This window comes from Mesorhizobium sp. Root157 (assembly GCF_001427385.1).
Taxonomy (GTDB): Bacteria; Pseudomonadota; Alphaproteobacteria; order Rhizobiales; family Rhizobiaceae; genus Mesorhizobium.
In genome coordinates this window covers 261641-276708 of record NZ_LMGJ01000012.1, presented here as the reverse complement: position 1 = coordinate 276708, position 15068 = coordinate 261641, and the positions used below count along the sequence as shown (strand labels likewise).

Genomic DNA, 15068 nt, shown 5'->3' with positions numbered 1-15068 from the left:
GATGGGCCTCGCCCTCACCGCCGAGGAGCGTGCCGTCGCTTCAGGCGCAGACGGCGAAGGTGCGGCCATGGCCATGCGCATCGTGGCCGACGCCGCCCGCCTGCTCGGCGCGCCACGCCTGCTGCCGATCGCCTCGGCTCACATAGACGGGGCGCTCTATCACGGTGATTCCGGCACGCTGTTTGCCGAGAAACTGGTCGAGGGCGGGGCGCATGTCGCCGTGCGCTCGACGCTCAATGTCGGCGCGCTCGATCTTCTGGGCTGCTCGCGCGTCAGGCTGGAAGAGCCGCAGCGCGGCATGGCGCGGCGCATGACGGAAGCCTACCGCAAGCTCGGCTGCGAGCAGAGCTGGACCTGCGCGCCCTATCAGGCCGGCCACAGGCCTGAATTCGGCTCCGACGTCGCCTGGGGTGAGTCGAACGCCGTCGTCTTCTGCAACTCGGTGCTCGGCGCGCGCACCAACCGCTACGGCGATTTCCTCGACATTGCCTGCGCCATTGCCGGGCGAGCCCCCGATTACGGTCTGCACCGTCCGGAAAACCGCCGCGCGCGGCTTTTATTCGACGTCCGCGCCCTGCCCGCAGCCTTCCTCGCCTCGGAAATTGCCTGGCCGGTGCTCGGCAGCCTCTATGGCCGCGAGGTCGGCAATGCGGTTGGCGTGGTGACAGGCATCGAGCGCCACCCCGGCGAGGACGCCTTGAAAGCCTTCGGTGCGGCCGCAGCCTCGTCGGGCGCGGTCGGCCTGTTCCACATCGCCGGCATCACCCCGGAAGCGGCCGACCCGCAAACCGCTCTCGACAACATCGAACCCGAACAGACCATCCGGGTAACACCCGAAATGATCGCGGCGGCACGGGCCAGCCTTTCCACGGCCCAGCACGCCACCGCCATCGACGCCGTGGCGATCGGCAGTCCGCATCTGTCGCTGGACGAGTTCGAGCGGCTGGCAATGCTGATCGACGGGCGACGGCTCAGCGTCCCCATCCACGCCTGCACCGGGCGTCATGTGGTGACGGAACTGGACAGGACCGGCCTCAGAAAGGCGCTGGAATCCTGCGGCGTCGTCATCGTTGCCGACACCTGCGTTGTGGTGACGCCGATCCTTGCCGAGCTTGCGGGCGGCGTCCTGATGACCAATTCGGGCAAATTCGCCCACTACGCACCCGGCAATACCGGCTACTCGGTGGTCTATGGCTCGCTCACCGATTGCGTGGAAAGCGCGGTCACCGGCAAGCCCGTGTACACGGACATGGCGGCATGAGCGAACACGCCGAGATTCTCGTTGCAGGTCGTGGCGGCGAAGGCGACGCGCTGGTTCTCAGCCAGCCGATCAGTTTCTGGGGCGGCGTCGATGCGAAAACCGGGCGCATCGCCGATGTGCGGCACCCGCAACACGGCCAGTGCATCGCCGGGCGCGTTCTGTTCCTGCCCGGAACCATCGGCTCGTCGTCGGCATCCGCGGTGCTTCTGGAACTGGTCCACAACGGCCACGCGCCGGCCGCCCTTGTCCTGCACGAACCGGACGCCATCCTGCTGCTTGGCCTCATCGTGGGCCGCGAAATGGCCTGGCAAGGCCCGGTCGCCGTCCGGCTGGACCGCAACCGTTTCCACGAATTCGACGGCCGCAAGGTCCGGATCACCGCCGAAGGTGCCGTCGGCATCACTGCGTAAAGCGCGAAACCATCAAGCCTTCAGCGGCAACACCCGGTCCGGCGGGCGGTGACCGTCGCAGAATGTGCGGATGTTGATGATCACCTTCTCGCCCATATCGATTCGGCCTTCCAGAGTGGCAGAGCCCATATGCGGCAACAGCACCACCTTGCCCTTGGCCGACAGCTTCAAGAGCTTCGGACTGAGGGCCGGCTCGTTCTCGTAGACGTCGAGGCCGGCACCGGCCAGCTTGCCGGTGTCGATCAGTTTCACCAGCGATTCTTCGTCGATCAGGTCGCCGCGTGCGGTGTTGACCAGATAGGCGCTCGGCTGCATCAGGGCCAGCCGCCGCGCCGATAGAAGATGAAAGGTTGCCGGTGTCGAAGGGCAATTGACCGAAATGATGTCCATGCGGGCCAGCATCTGGTCGAGGCTTTCCCAATAGGTCGCCTCCAGCTCGTCCTCGATCGCCGGCATGACGCGGTGGCGGTTGTGATAATGGATGGACAGGCCGAAAGCCTTGGCGCGCCGCGCAACCGCGGTGCCGATGCGGCCCATGCCGACAATGCCCAGCCGCTTGCCCCAGATGCGCCGGCCAAGCATCCATGTCGGCGACCAGCCGGCCCATTTCTTGCCGTCCGGCAGGATGTTGGCGCCTTCGGTCAAGCGTCTCGGCAAAGCGAGGATCAGCGCCATGGTCATGTCGGCGGTATCTTCCGTCAACACGCCAGACGTGTTGGTGACGGTTATTCCCCTGGCGGCGGCGGCGGCAATGTCGATCTTGTCGATGCCGTTGCCGAAATTGGCGATGAGTTTGAGGTTTTCGCCGGCCTGCGCGATCACGGCGGCGTCGATGGTGTCGGTGACCGTCGGCACCAGCACATCGGCTTCCTTGACCGCAGCCACAAGCTCGGGCTGCGTCATCGGCCTGTCCTCGACGTTGAGGCGCGCGTCGAACAGTTCTCGCATGCGCGTTTCAACCGGGTCGGGCAGCTTGCGCGTGATGACGACCAGAGGCTTCTTCTTGCCGGCCATAGTTCCCTCGATCCCGGATACGTTGAGACCTCTTTAACCAAGACGGGCGAAACTGCAAACCGGTCGCGGCCCGATTGCCTCATGTATCAAGTGGTGCCGGCGAAGACAAAGAAAAAGGGGCGGCAGGGTTACGAACCCTCTCCCATCGCAAGGGAACGAAAGTGTCTGGTCTCGTGTCGATTCGCTTGGCGCTAAGCGCAATACTGCTCGGCGGCGTGCTCGCAGCCCCAACGGTATCGGCGCAGTCGGCGGCAGCACCGGCCCAGAACGTGCGGCTCGGCCCAAGCGGACTGCCCTTGCCCCGGTTCGTCAGCCTGAAGTCGGCGCGCGTCAATTCGCGCGTTGGCCCCGGCGTCAATTATTCCGTGGACTGGATGTACACGAAATCCGGCCTGCCGATGGAAATCATCCAAGAATACGACAACTGGCGGCGGGTGCGCGATGCTGAAGGCTCGGAAGGCTGGATCAACCAGTCGCTGCTGTCGGGCAAGCGCACGGCCATCGTGGCGCCTTGGCAGCGCGGCAAGGACACGCAAATCAATGTGTATGAAGAGCCGCGCGCCGAAGCCAGTGTCGTTGCGAAAGTCGAGCCGGGCGTGATTGGTTCGATCAAGTCCTGCGACGGCCAGTGGTGTCAGATGACGCTGGGCGGCCAGACCGGCTGGATCAGCCAGTCGCTGGTGTGGGGCGCTTATCCCGGCGAAAAAGTGAAGGACTGAGCACTTAGGGTCAGTACCCGTTTCTATGCATATCGATATCCCGAAACCGGGTCTCACTTTCGGGCGACATGCATTAGCCCCTGCCGATTCGGCCAAGATGCGTATCGCGAAAGTCCGATGGCAATTTAAGGCCGTAGCCAGCGCGCGGTCGATGCCGATATGGGCGAGCCAGATCAGGCCGAGACTGACGGGTAGTGCTTCACCGGCCAGATAGCCGCCAATCAGCAGCGCCAGCGGCCACAAGGTGATGTGCAGGCAATTGTAGACATAGGCGCCGACCTTCGGGCCCCTGAGATAGCCAAGCATGGAAAGGTCGGGAGCCAGGATCAGCAGGGCAAACAGCCACCAGCTTGCGCCCGCCAGCCAATAGCCTGTCAGCGCCGCCGCCAACAGGACGGCACCTTCAAGTCTGAGCAGTGCCGTCGTCATTGCACAGCGTGTCTCGCCGGTTATTAGTCTCGTCGGCTATTTCTTGGGGCGCAGCCTGACGACGATGTCGACGTTGGCGATTTCCATCCCCTCCGGTGGCTCGGGCAGGTTCATCACGCTGACCGGTCCGCCCTCGATGTCGAAAATCCGGTTTTCGCCCTCGATATAGAAATGGTGATGATCGGACGTGTTGGTGTCGAAATAGGTCTTTGCCCCCTCGACCGCCAGAATGCGGAGCAGGCCCGCCTCGGTGAACTGGTGCAGCGCATTGTAGACGGTGGCCAGCGATACCGGCACGCCGGCTGCCAGCGCTTCCTCGTGCAGTTCCTCGGCCGACAAATGGCGGTCGCCCTTGGCGAAAAGCAGGTCGGCCAGCGCCACACGCTGGCGCGTGGGCCTCAGACCGGCTTCTCGAACGCGCTTGTCCACAGCGTCCCTTTCACTTTGAACCACCGAACCCATTTGTTCGCGGCAATCCACTTCAAATGACCCCAAACACGCCCATATGGGCGAAAAATGGACATCAATGCAAATTAGATACCACGCAAGATATATTCTGTCGCCCAATCGCGATCAATAGCGCGCATTGACCCGGCCAAATCAGCGCGTTAGAGCCACATCGCTAGACAAGGGTGTGTCCAGATTCAGGTCAGACACACCTTAGTGCCGGTTTCCGGCCTGAAACGGACTGTGTTACACCACACCAGACAAGGGCGCCCGACCGCCCGATACAAACGGGGACGTGTTGATGGCGGCAGGGAAATCCAGTTACGGCTACGAGGAATTGCTTGCCTGCGCACGCGGCGAGCTGTTCGGTCCGGGAAATGCGCAGTTGCCTGCGCCGCCGATGCTGATGTTCGATCGCATCACCGAGATCAGCGAGACCGGCGGCGAGTTCGACAAGGGCTTCATTCGCGCCGAGTTCGACATCAAGCCAGACCTGTGGTTCTTCCCATGCCACTTCATCGGCAATCCGATCATGCCGGGCTGCCTTGGCCTTGACGCAATGTGGCAATTGACCGGATTTTTCCTAGGCTGGCTCGGCGAGCAGGGCAAGGGCATGGCGCTTTCCACCGGAGAGGTCAAATTCAAGGGCATGGTCACGCCTTCCGTCAAGAAGGTCGAATACGGCATCGATTTCAAGCGCGTCATGCGCGGCCGGCTGGTGCTCGGCATCGCCGACGGCTGGCTGAAGGCCGATGGCGAACCTATCTACAAGGCGACCGACCTCAAGGTCGGCCTGTCGAAGCAGGAAGCCGCCGCCTGACCGGCGCGCAGACTCTGGAAGGAAACCGCCCATGAGACGCGTCGTCGTCACCGGCCTCGGTATCGTATCGTCAATCGGCAATGACGCCGGCGAAGTGCAAGCTTCGCTGCGGGACGCCAGATCCGGCATCACTTTCTCGGAGTCTTTCGCCGAACATGGCTTCCGCTGCCAGGTTTGGGGTTCACCAAAGCTGGACACCAGCGAACTCGTCGACCGCCGCGCCGCGCGCTTCCTGTCGCAGGGCGGCATGTGGAACCACGTCGCGATGAAGCAGGCAATCGCCGACAGCGGACTGCCGGAGGCGGACTATTCCGAAAACGAACGCACAGGCATCATCATGGGGTCTGGCGGCCCTTCCACCCGCACCATCGTGGAAGCCGCCGAAATCACGCTGAAGAACAATTCGCCCAAGCGCATCGGGCCGTTCGCCGTGCCGAAGGCGATGTCGTCCACGGCCTCGGCCACGCTCGCCACCTGGTTCAAGATCCACGGCGTCAACTATTCCATCTCCTCGGCCTGCTCGACCTCGGCGCATTGCATCGGCAACGCCGCCGAAATGATCCAGTGGGGCAAGCAGGACATCATGTTCGCCGGCGGTCACGAGGATCTCGACTGGACCATGTCGGACCTGTTCGACGCCATGGGCGCGATGTCGTCCAAGTACAACGACAAGGCGTCCAGCGCCTCGCGCGCCTACGACGCCAATCGCGACGGCTTCGTCATCGCCGGCGGTGCCGGCGTGCTGGTGCTTGAGGAACTGGAGCACGCCAAGGCGCGCGGCGCGAAGATTTATTGTGAACTGGTCGGGTACGGCGCGACCTCCGACGGCTACGACATGGTGGCCCCGTCCGGCGAAGGCGCCATTCGCTGCATGCGCCAAGCCCTGTCCACGGTTTCCGGGCCGGTCGACTACATCAACACGCACGGCACATCGACCCCCGTCGGCGATTCCAAGGAGATGGGGGCCATCCGCGAGGTTTTCGGCGACAAGATGCCGAACATCACGTCCACCAAGTCCCTGACGGGCCACTCGCTGGGTGCTGCCGGCGTGCAGGAATCGATCTACTCGATCCTGATGATGCAGGGCGGCTTCATCGGTGAAAGCGCCCATATCGAAGAACTCGATCCCGAATTTGAAGGCATGCCGATCGTGCGCAAGCGCATCGACAATGCCAAGATCGATACTGTGCTGTCGAATTCGTTCGGCTTCGGCGGCACCAACGCCACGTTGGTTTTCCAGCGCTACTCGGCATAAAGGTTACGGCCATGAATGGATTGATGAAAGGCAAGCGCGGGCTTGTCATGGGGGTGGCCAACGACCATTCGATCGCCTGGGGCATCGCGCAGAAATTGGCCGCGCAAGGCGCGGAACTCGCCTTCACCTACCAGGGCGAAGCCTTCGGACGCAGGGTCAAGCCGCTTGCCGAACAGATCGGCGCCAAGCTCGTCGTGCCATGCGACGTCGAGGACAGCGCTTCGGTGACCGCCACCTTCGATACCTTGGAAAAGGCCTGGGGCGGGCTCGACTTCGTCGTCCACGCCATCGGTTTTTCCGACAAGAACGAACTGAAGGGCGCCTACGCCGACACCACGCGCGACAACTTCGTGCGCACCATGGTGATCTCCTGCTACTCCTTCACCGAGATTGCCCGCAACGCGGCGCGGCTGATGCAGGGCGGCGGGTCGATGATCACGCTGACCTATGCCGGTTCCGTCCGCGTCATGCCGAACTACAACGTCATGGGCGTCGCCAAGGCAGGTCTCGAGGCCAGCGTGCGCTATCTCGCCAACGATTACGGACCGCGCGGCATCAGGGTGAACGGCATTTCCGCCGGCCCCGTGCGCACGCTTGCCGGCGCCGGTATTTCGGACGCGCGCCACATGTTCAGCTATCAGCAGCGCAACTCGCCGCTGCGCCGCAACATCACCATCGACGAGGTCGGCAACTCGGCGCTCTACCTTTTGTCGGACCTGTCGTCCGGCGTTACCGGCGAAATCCACTACGTCGATTCCGGCTACCACATCGTATCCATGCCGACGCTGGACGAACTGAAGCAGATGGACGGCGACAAGGGCTGATCTGCCTCATCTCCCTGTTTGAGCCAGGCCTTCCGAAAACGGGTTTCAGCTTGCCCGGATCACGCTCTATCGGCGGGCGAGAAGCACCTTGAAGCAATTGTCGCGGGCGAGTTCGCTCGCTGACGAGAACGAGGCGGCAAGCACCGCCTCGTAGGGCAATTGCCGGTTCGCCACCATCGCCAGCCGCCCGCCGGATTTCAGCGCCTTTGCGGCAACCTTGATCAATGAAATGCCGATATCCGGCTCTGCTGCCCTGCCCTGATGGAACGGCGGGTTCATGACGATCCAGTCATAGCGCCCCTCCACCGCCTCCCCGATCAGATCGAGCCAGAAGAAACGCGGGGCCCATTTGGCCTCGACATTGGTCTTGGCCGCCTCCAGCGCCTCGAAGCCGGCTTCATAAAGGTCCAGCGCCGATATACCGGGGGAACGGGCCGCCACCTCGGCGGCAAGCAAGCCCCAGCCGCAGCAGAAATCGGCGACGCTGCCGCGAATGTCGGCAGGGAGATTGTCGACCAGCAGCTTCGAGCCGGCATCGATCTTCTCGAAGGAAAACATGCCGGGCGCGGTATTGAAGCGTTCCTCAACCCGCATTGCCGGATTGGCAGCACGCAGGTCTGCCGCCGCACCCTCGCCAGGGGGCCGCCGCAACCAGAACGCCACGCCATGATATTTCGGCAGTGACCCCTCCAGGGGAACAACTGCGTCGATGCGCTTGCGCAAGGAGGCAATGCCGTCATCCTTGGAGCCTGCAACGAGGATCAACCCGCCTGGTACCACGCGCTCCAGCGCCTCTGCGATCCACAACTCGTTCTGGCCGCGATAGCGTCCGGCCAGCACAAAGGCCGCCGCATAGCCCTCGCCTTCCGCGCGCGGCGTAACCATCTGCCTTGCTGCCTGCAACGCCCGGTAATGCGGGCGGAAACCCTGGACGCAGTGAAGCTCCGCGTCGAACCCGTCCGGCAAGCGAAAGCCTGGTTCGGCCCCGAAAAAGAGCGCGCGCGCGCCTTTTGCGGGCGCGCCCAGCGCGTCCGTCTCGAATGGGTGGAACAAGGTCTTCAGAGCTTCGGATGCCATATCGAAATCATATCCGGCGTCGCCACCATATGGCCAAACGAAAACGGGCGCAGCCTCGCGGCGCGCCCGTTTCCTTGTTCATGCCAAACCGATCAGGCAGCGTCTTCTTCGCCGTCGGCCTTCTTCTCGCGCACGATTTCCTTGCCGGTGGCCTGGTCGACCACCTTCATGGACAGGCGAACCTTACCGCGCTCGTCGAAGCCCATCAGCTTGACCCAGACCTTGTCGCCTTCCTTGACCACGTCGGAGGTCTTGGCGACACGCTCGCTGGCAAGCTGCGAAATGTGGACGAGGCCGTCCTTGGGACCGAAGAAATTGACGAAGGCGCCGAAATCGGCGGTCTTGACGACCGTGCCTTCGTAGATCTCACCGACTTCCGGCTCGGCCACGATGGTGTGGATCCACTTCTTGGCCGCCTCGATCTCCTTGGCGTTCGACGAAGCGATCTTGACCGTGCCGTCGTCCTCGATGTTGATCTTGGCGCCGGTCTTTTCCACGATCTCGCGGATGACCTTGCCGCCCGAACCGATGACGTCGCGGATCTTGTCGGTCGGGATCTGCATGACCTCGATGCGCGGCGCGAACTCGCCAAGTTCCGAACGCGCGCCGGAAAGCGCCTGGGACATTTCGCCCAGGATATGGAGGCGGCCGTCCTTGGCCTGACCGAGCGCGACCTTCATGATCTCTTCGGTGATGCCGTCGATCTTGATGTCCATCTGCAGCGAGGTAATGCCGCCTTCAGTACCGGCCACCTTGAAGTCCATGTCGCCGAGGTGATCCTCGTCGCCCAGGATGTCGGAGAGCACAGCGTAGCGCTCGCCTTCCTTGATGAGGCCCATGGCGATGCCTGCAACGGGCTTGGCCAGCGGCACGCCGGCATCCATCAGCGCCAACGAGGTGCCGCAAACGGTGGCCATCGAGGACGAACCGTTGGATTCGGTGATCTCCGAGACGACGCGCAGCGTGTAGGGGAACTGTTCCGCGCTCGGCAGCATCGGGCGAATGGCGCGCCATGCCAGCTTGCCGTGGCCGATCTCGCGACGGCCCGGCGAACCCATGCGGCCGGTCTCGCCGACCGAATAGGGAGGGAAGTTGTAGTGGAGGAGGAACTTCTCCTTGTACATGCCGGTCAGCGAATCGACATACTGCTCGTCTTCGCCGGTGCCCAGCGTGGCAACTACCAGCGCCTGGGTCTCGCCGCGCGTGAACAGCGCCGAGCCGTGGGTACGCTGCAGGACGCCGACCTCGGAAACGATCTTGCGGACCGTCTTCAGGTCACGGCCATCGATGCGCGAACCGGTGTCGAGGATGTTCCAGCGAACGATCTTGGCCTGCAGTTCCTTGAAAACAGTGGCGACCTGCTCGGAGGAGTACTTCGCTTCCTCGCCTTCGGCCGGGGTGAACGCTGCCTTGACCTTGGCCTTCACCGCGTCGACGGCGGCATAGCGGGCCTGCTTGTCGACGTTCTTGTAGGCTTCGCGCAGTTCGGCTTCGCCGATCTTGAGCATCTCGGCTTCGAGTTCGGAATAGTTCGGCGAGGTGAAGTCGCGCGGGTCCTTGGCGGCCGCTTCGGCGAGCTTGATGATCGCCTCGATGACCGGCTGGAAAGCGCGATGGCCGAACATGACCGCGTCGAGCATGGTCTTTTCGTCGAGTTCCTTGGCTTCCGATTCGACCATCAGCACGGCTTCGTTGGTGCCGGCGACAACGAGGTCGAGCTTGGATTCCGGCATCTCGTCGAGGTGCGGGTTCAGAACGTATTCGCCGTTGATGTAGCCGACGCGAGCGCCGCCGATCGGCCCCATGAACGGAACGCCCGACAATGTCAGCGCGGCCGAAGTGGCAACGATCGACAGGATGTCGGGATCGTTCTCAAGGTCGTGCTGGACGACCGTAACCACGACCTGGGTGTCGTTCTTGTAGCCATCGGCGAAAAGCGGGCGGATCGGGCGATCGATCAGGCGCGAAACCAGCGTTTCCTTTTCGCTGGGGCGGCCTTCGCGCTTGAAATAGCCGCCGGGGATCTTGCCGGCTGCGTAGGTCTTTTCCTGGTAGTTGACGGTCAGCGGGAAGAAATCGAAGCCGGGCTTCGGTTCCTTGGCCGAGACGACGGTGGCCAGCACCATGGTTTCGCCATAGGTGGCGAGAACCGCACCGTCGGCCTGACGGGCGATCTTGCCGGTTTCCAGGGTGAGCGGACGTCCGCCCCATTCGATTTCGACTTTGTGTTGGTTGAACATGTCTTGTCCTTCATATGCGGAAAGGCCGCGCCGAAATTTCGTGCGCGACTGAACTTTCCTGGCTTGTTTCGGGCAGCCACGGGCAAGACAACGGGAAGCTTGTTGAATTCGGCGTGAGGCCGATGTCAAGCGTCCTGCAATCCTGCCCCATGACCGTCCATGGGCGGCTCCGAAGTGGCCCTTTCCTGCATCGGAACCGGTTGGGCCTGTGATCTGCTGGGCCCGGATACGTAAGCGGCGGGCCCTCTTTCGAGAACCCGCCGGTAGATACGTCAGCGACGCAGTTCGAGCTTCTCGATCAGCGTCTGGTAGCGCGCGTCGTCCTTGCGCTTGAGATAGTCAAGCAGGCTGCGGCGCTGGGAGACGAGTGCGAGCAGGCCACGGCGGGAATGGTTATCCTTCTTGTGGCCCTTGAAATGCTCGGTGAGGTTCTTGATACGCTCGGAGAGAATGGCAACCTGCACTTCAGGCGACCCGGTGTCACCCTTGACAGTAGCAAATTGTGCCATCAATTCTTGCTTGCGTTCGGCAGTAATCGACATCGTGCTTTTCCTTGTCTGTTGGAGGAAACGGGACGCCTGAAGCCGGGATGTCGTCCAGCAAAGGCCACTTGTGACCGCGCGTCTGGCGCGATGCTGCGGCGCATATAGTTCAATTTCATGGGAAAAGCCAGCATCAATTCGCATGCCGGCCTTGCACGAAGGGCATGCGGCAATTGCCGGTTCAATATGGATAGCAGACGCATATCTGTCCATAGTCCACAGCATCATGTCGACCAGCCGACGCTTCGAAACCTGGATTGCCTCGCGGCAGCCATTTGCGGTCCAATCACCCTTCATCCGACCTCGCTTCGCTCGGTGCCTGAACGAAGTGAAGGCGCATGAGGGGTAACGGCGCCAGCCTTGAGAGGTGAGCGCGCGAGTGGCCGTGGATCGAAGCCAACCCCTCACTCCGCCAACCGGTTGATCCCGCTCACTTCGTGCAGAAACCGCCGGCATTCTTGTCCACACGCTCTCAATCCCTCTCATAATCCCCGCCATCGCTCTTGCGGGAACCGGCTGCGCACCGGGCAACGGTTAGAGCGGCGGTGACCTCCCCCCATTGGTTCGGCGCCAGTGGACCCGAGGGCATCCGACAGGCCGGCGTCTTGCGGCGGGCTTTCCAAGAGCGGCGGTGACCTCCCCCCATTGGTTCGGCGCCAGTGGACCCGAGGGCATCCGACAGGCCGGCGTCTTGCGGCGGGCTTTCCAACGGAAAGAGCAACCCGTGTCAGGTGCAAGAGGCGTATATCGCCTGATCGTCGCGGCAGGTGAAAACCACCGGACGGTCTTGGGACCGGTCGACGGGATGACAGCCACCGGACGGGCGGCCGCAAGGTCGCACTAAATTACTAAACGAGCGTCCGAACGGCCGCCCGTCTTCCCGACCTCNCTTGGGACCGGTCGACGGGATGACAGCCACCGGACGGGCGGCCGCAAGGTCGCATTACTTACCAAACGAGCGTCCGAACGGCCGCCCGTCTTCCCGACCTCTCAACCGAGGTCAGTTCTTTGACAATGGCCAGGGCCGAAAAGGCAGCGTGGCAATGATGAAGTGCAACCATCCCTTCGTCATCCTGGGGCGAAGCAGGCCGAAGGCCGTCGCGCAGACCCTGGGATCCATGCCGTGACGAAGCGGCAGCGCGATACGGTGCACAAGGCCCCCGTTCTGCTCCTCAGTGGTCCCTCACGGCATGGATCCTCGGGTCGTGCCTTTCGCTGCGCTCAGGCTTGCCCGTGGATGACGAAGTCGAGAGGCGCGCGCTTCCCTTCTGCCGCCAAGGGGAAAGGGCACAGGACGTACCCCCGCCAGCGACGAGCGCAGCGAGCGAGTTCGTAGCAATTCCAGTAAAAATGGAAACCGGTTTTCCGTTCGGAATTGCGGAACCAAAGAACCGGCGGGGCAAAGACACCCAAACGGCAAAGCCGGGCGTGGCGATGATGAACTATGCCGCGAAGGCTCTACAGCCACTTCTTCCATTTGAAGAAGCTGAACAGGCCGATCGCCACCGCGGCCATGAACACTAGGGCAGCCGGATAGCCGTAATAGGCGCGCAGTTCCGGCATGTTCCAGGGCGAACTATCCGGGTCGAAGTTCATGCCCCAGACACCGACCAGGAAAGTGAGCGGGATGAAAACCGCCGAGACGATGGTCAAAAGGCCGATGACCTCGCCGGTGCGCGCCTGGCTCAGCGACAAATGCATCTCGATCAGGCCGGTCATGGCGTCGCGCTGCGTCTCGACCAGTTCGATCAGGCGCATGCAATGATCGAGCGTGTCGTTGAGGAACACCTTGGTCTCAGGCTTCACATAGGGCACGTCGTTGCGGATCAGCGTGGCCAGTGCGTCGCGCAGCGGCCACAAGACCCCTTTCAGCACGTTGGAACTGCGGCGCAGCGCCTGAAGTTCCTGCATCTGCTGCTTGTGCGGCGTCTTCAACATATCGTCCTCGATGCGCTCGACCACATCGCTGGCCGACTCGACCGGTGCAAAGTAGCTGTCGACGATGGCATCGATCAGCGCATAGGCGAGATAGTCGGCACCGCGCGAGCGCAGCCTGTTCGGCAGCGGTGCGGCGATGCGTTTGCGCACCGGGTCGAATGGGTCGCCCTCGCGCTCCTGAAAGGTGATGACGAAATTCTGGCAGAAAAACACCGAAATCTGCTCGTAGCGATGCGCCACGACATCGTCGATCATGCTGACGGCGACGAAGGCATGGTCCTCGAAGAAATCGACCTTCGGCCGCTGGCCGGTGTTGACGACATCTTCCAGCGCCAATGGGTGCAGGCCGAAGATGCGGCCAATTTCCTCGATCAGCTGGATATTGGCCAGGCCGCTGCAATCCAGCCAGACGGTGGACCAATGGCCGCGATGCTTGATGACATCGTCAATGCTGGCACTGGCGATGGTCTTGCACTTTTCAGCCGAAATCAGGGTCAGCGTCAGTTCCGAGCGATGGGCGGCCGGATCGGCGATCAACGTACCCGGAGACGCCCCGACCGGCGAGCGGCGGCGCTTGAGCCCCGTTCTCTTCACAGTCGTTTCCGTCTTCGTCATGGCAAACCGACCCTCGGTGCGCTTCCCGATTTATCCGGCAAAAACCCGCTTCGGCTTGAACATGCCTTGCTCGATGGCGCCGATGGCGACCAGCTTGCCGCGTGCGGTGGCGCAGGCCTCATCCGCCTCGACCGGCGCGTCGCGGCCGCGAATGACGATCGGATTGCCAAGCCTGATCTTGGTCGCTGCGTCATCGCTGATGGCGACTTGCGGCAGGCAGTCGAGGGCGGCGACCGTATCGACCACCAACGCGTCTATCGCCGAGAAATCAGGGGGGGCCGAGAAATCGGCGGGTGCATCCGCGGCTTCTTCATCCGTCTCCGTCTTGGTGCCGAAGCGGGCAGCCTCGAGTTCGGCAATGGTGACGAAATCGGCGGTGGTGAAAGGATCGACCTCGGTGCGGCGCAGATCGGCAATGTGGCCGAAGCAGCCGAGATCGCGCCCCATGTCGCGCGCCAGCGAACGCACATAGGTGCCCTTGCCGCATTCGACTTCGAACACGGTGCTGTCTTTCTTGTGCTCGACGATATCGAGGCGGCCGATCTCGACTTCGCGCGGCGGAATGTCGACCGTCTCGCCCTCACGGGCAAGATCATAGGCCCGTTCGCCGGCGATCTTGACCGCCGAGAACTGCGGCGGCGTCTGCATGATGACGCCTGTGTATTTGGGCAGCAGCGCCCGGACTTCGGTTTCGCTCGGGCGCTTGTCCGAGCTTTTGGTCACCGGACCTTCAAGGTCGTCGGTCGAGTGCTCATCGCCCCAGGCGACGGTGAAGCGATAGATCTTGGCGCCGTCCTGGACGTAAGGCACCGTCTTGGTCGCTTCGCCGAGCGCGATCGGCAGCATGCCGGATGCCAGCGGATCGAGCGTGCCGGCGTGGCCCGCCTTTTCAGCCTGGAACAGCCATTTGACCTTGGAAACGGCGTCGGTCGAGCCCATGCCGACCGGCTTGTCCAGAACCACCCAGCCGGAAATGGGCCGACCCTTCTTCTTGCCGCGACGCCCCACTATTTCTCACCCTCGTCGTCATGTGCGAGATCGCGCGCCACCTCCGGAGAATGGAGAAGCTCGTTGATCTTCTGGAAGTTGTCGTAGCTGGTGTCGAGCCGGAAGCGGAACTCCGGCATGTACTTCATCTGCCTGAGTGAAGGCGAGACGCGGCCGCGGACGAATTTCGCGTGCTTGTTGAGCGCTTCGACCACCGCATCGGGGTCCTTTGCGCCCAATGGCGAAACGAATGCGGTGGCAATCTTGAGGTCGGGCGACATGCGCACCTCCGACACGGAGATGACGGCCATCTCTATCAGCGGGTCAAGAATTTCACCGCGTTGCAGTGTCTCGGAAAGCGCATGACGGACTTGCTCGCCGACACGCAGCATGCGCTGCGAGGGGCCGGATTTGCTGGAATGGGACATCTTGTTTGATCCTGACAACGCGGGGACGGGATTGGACCGCACCTCGCCTCATGTAGACGAAC

General features: G+C 62.7%; 14 protein-coding genes and 1 pseudogene. 6 read left to right on the top strand and 9 right to left on the bottom strand.

Going from position 1 to position 15068, the window contains the following annotated elements; genetic code table 11:
* Position 1 precedes the first annotated feature (1 nt).
* Both ASD64_RS09325 and ASD64_RS09320 read left to right on the top strand, forming a co-directional pair.
* Positions 2-1261: an aconitase X gene (locus ASD64_RS09325; RefSeq protein ID WP_082549926.1), complete on the top strand. Its 1260-nt coding sequence runs from the start codon at positions 2-4 to the stop codon at positions 1259-1261.
* Entirely contained in the window at positions 1258-1671 is a 414-nt protein-coding gene (locus ASD64_RS09320; protein WP_056104072.1) for an aconitase X swivel domain-containing protein, read from the top strand. The genes ASD64_RS09325 and ASD64_RS09320 overlap by 4 nt, the downstream gene beginning before the upstream one ends.
* A 12-nt stretch (positions 1672-1683) precedes the next feature.
* Here ASD64_RS09320 and ASD64_RS09315 read toward each other — a convergent pair whose 3' ends face one another.
* The gene (locus tag ASD64_RS09315) at positions 1684-2685 is read right to left on the bottom strand and encodes a 2-hydroxyacid dehydrogenase (RefSeq protein WP_056104071.1); all 1002 of its coding nucleotides are present in this window, start codon (positions 2683-2685) and stop codon (positions 1684-1686) included.
* 161 nt (positions 2686-2846) lie between these two features.
* On the opposite strand from ASD64_RS09315, the gene ASD64_RS09310 reads away from it, so the two are divergent.
* Positions 2847-3404: an SH3 domain-containing protein gene (locus ASD64_RS09310; RefSeq protein WP_056104069.1), complete on the top strand. Its 558-nt coding sequence runs from the start codon at positions 2847-2849 to the stop codon at positions 3402-3404.
* Positions 3405-3477: 73 nt separating this feature from the next.
* Here the strand turns inward: ASD64_RS09310 and ASD64_RS20590 are convergent.
* Positions 3478-3833 (bottom strand): annotated as a pseudogene (locus ASD64_RS20590) (DUF4260 domain-containing protein).
* A gap of 36 nt (positions 3834-3869) precedes the next feature.
* Complete coding sequence (irrA, locus tag ASD64_RS09305) at positions 3870-4295, bottom strand: iron response transcriptional regulator IrrA (RefSeq protein WP_056104067.1); 426 nt, start codon at positions 4293-4295, stop codon at positions 3870-3872.
* Between the two features lie 286 nt (positions 4296-4581).
* On the opposite strand from irrA, the gene fabA reads away from it, so the two are divergent.
* From fabA to fabI, 3 genes are read left to right on the top strand one after another with little or no spacing between them, the layout of a single operon-like run.
* Positions 4582-5100 carry a 3-hydroxyacyl-[acyl-carrier-protein] dehydratase FabA gene (gene fabA, locus ASD64_RS09300; RefSeq protein WP_056104064.1) on the top strand — a complete coding sequence of 173 codons (519 nt, stop codon included), beginning with the start codon at positions 4582-4584 and terminating at the stop codon, positions 5098-5100.
* Positions 5101-5131: 31 nt separating this feature from the next.
* Entirely contained in the window at positions 5132-6355 is a 1224-nt protein-coding gene (gene fabB, locus ASD64_RS09295) for a beta-ketoacyl-ACP synthase I (protein WP_056104062.1), read from the top strand.
* Positions 6356-6366: 11 nt separating this feature from the next.
* A complete protein-coding gene (fabI, locus tag ASD64_RS09290; RefSeq protein WP_056104059.1) occupies positions 6367-7179 on the top strand; it encodes an enoyl-ACP reductase FabI in 813 nt (270 codons plus the stop codon).
* Positions 7180-7245: 66 nt separating this feature from the next.
* On the opposite strand, the gene ASD64_RS09285 is transcribed toward fabI, so the two are convergent.
* The 6 genes from ASD64_RS09285 to rbfA all read right to left on the bottom strand — a co-directional run bounded on the left by ASD64_RS09285 (position 7246) and on the right by rbfA (position 15006).
* Positions 7246-8256, bottom strand: a complete 1011-nt coding sequence (locus ASD64_RS09285) for a class I SAM-dependent methyltransferase (protein WP_056104057.1) — start codon at positions 8254-8256, stop codon at positions 7246-7248.
* Between the two features lie 92 nt (positions 8257-8348).
* On the bottom strand, positions 8349-10496 hold the full coding sequence (pnp, locus tag ASD64_RS09280) for a polyribonucleotide nucleotidyltransferase (RefSeq protein WP_056104055.1): 2148 nt from the start codon (positions 10494-10496) through the stop codon (positions 8349-8351).
* 272 nt (positions 10497-10768) lie between these two features.
* Positions 10769-11038, bottom strand: coding sequence for a 30S ribosomal protein S15 (gene rpsO, locus ASD64_RS21830; RefSeq protein WP_056104991.1), 270 nt, complete (start codon positions 11036-11038; stop codon positions 10769-10771).
* 1458 nt (positions 11039-12496) lie between these two features.
* A complete protein-coding gene (corA, locus tag ASD64_RS09270) occupies positions 12497-13591 on the bottom strand; it encodes a magnesium/cobalt transporter CorA (protein ID WP_056104053.1) in 1095 nt (364 codons plus the stop codon).
* A 30-nt stretch (positions 13592-13621) separates the two neighbouring features.
* Entirely contained in the window at positions 13622-14599 is a 978-nt protein-coding gene (gene truB / locus ASD64_RS09265) for a tRNA pseudouridine(55) synthase TruB (protein ID WP_056104050.1), read from the bottom strand.
* On the bottom strand, positions 14599-15006 hold the full coding sequence (rbfA, locus tag ASD64_RS09260) for a 30S ribosome-binding factor RbfA (RefSeq protein ID WP_056104046.1): 408 nt from the start codon (positions 15004-15006) through the stop codon (positions 14599-14601). The genes truB and rbfA overlap by 1 nt, the downstream gene beginning before the upstream one ends.
* Between the last annotated feature and the right edge of the window lie 62 nt (positions 15007-15068).

Excerpts from the sequence above, each read along its gene's own strand:
- ASD64_RS09325 (WP_082549926.1), top strand. The coding sequence starts at position 2 with ATGGGCCTCGCCCTCACCGCCGAGGAGCGTGCCGTCGCTTCAGGCGCA.
- ASD64_RS09320 (WP_056104072.1), top strand. The coding sequence starts at position 1,258 with ATGAGCGAACACGCCGAGATTCTCGTTGCAGGTCGTGGCGGCGAAGGC.
- ASD64_RS09315 (WP_056104071.1), bottom strand. The coding sequence starts at position 2,685 with ATGGCCGGCAAGAAGAAGCCTCTGGTCGTCATCACGCGCAAGCTGCCC.
- irrA (WP_056104067.1), bottom strand. The coding sequence starts at position 4,295 with ATGGGTTCGGTGGTTCAAAGTGAAAGGGACGCTGTGGACAAGCGCGTT.
- fabA (WP_056104064.1), top strand. The coding sequence starts at position 4,582 with ATGGCGGCAGGGAAATCCAGTTACGGCTACGAGGAATTGCTTGCCTGC.
- fabB (WP_056104062.1), top strand. The coding sequence starts at position 5,132 with ATGAGACGCGTCGTCGTCACCGGCCTCGGTATCGTATCGTCAATCGGC.
- fabI (WP_056104059.1), top strand. The coding sequence starts at position 6,367 with ATGAATGGATTGATGAAAGGCAAGCGCGGGCTTGTCATGGGGGTGGCC.
- ASD64_RS09285 (WP_056104057.1), bottom strand. The coding sequence starts at position 8,256 with ATGGCATCCGAAGCTCTGAAGACCTTGTTCCACCCATTCGAGACGGAC.
- pnp (WP_056104055.1), bottom strand. The coding sequence starts at position 10,496 with ATGTTCAACCAACACAAAGTCGAAATCGAATGGGGCGGACGTCCGCTC.
- rpsO (WP_056104991.1), bottom strand. The coding sequence starts at position 11,038 with ATGTCGATTACTGCCGAACGCAAGCAAGAATTGATGGCACAATTTGCT.
- corA (WP_056104053.1), bottom strand. The coding sequence starts at position 13,591 with ATGACGAAGACGGAAACGACTGTGAAGAGAACGGGGCTCAAGCGCCGC.
- rbfA (WP_056104046.1), bottom strand. The coding sequence starts at position 15,006 with ATGTCCCATTCCAGCAAATCCGGCCCCTCGCAGCGCATGCTGCGTGTC.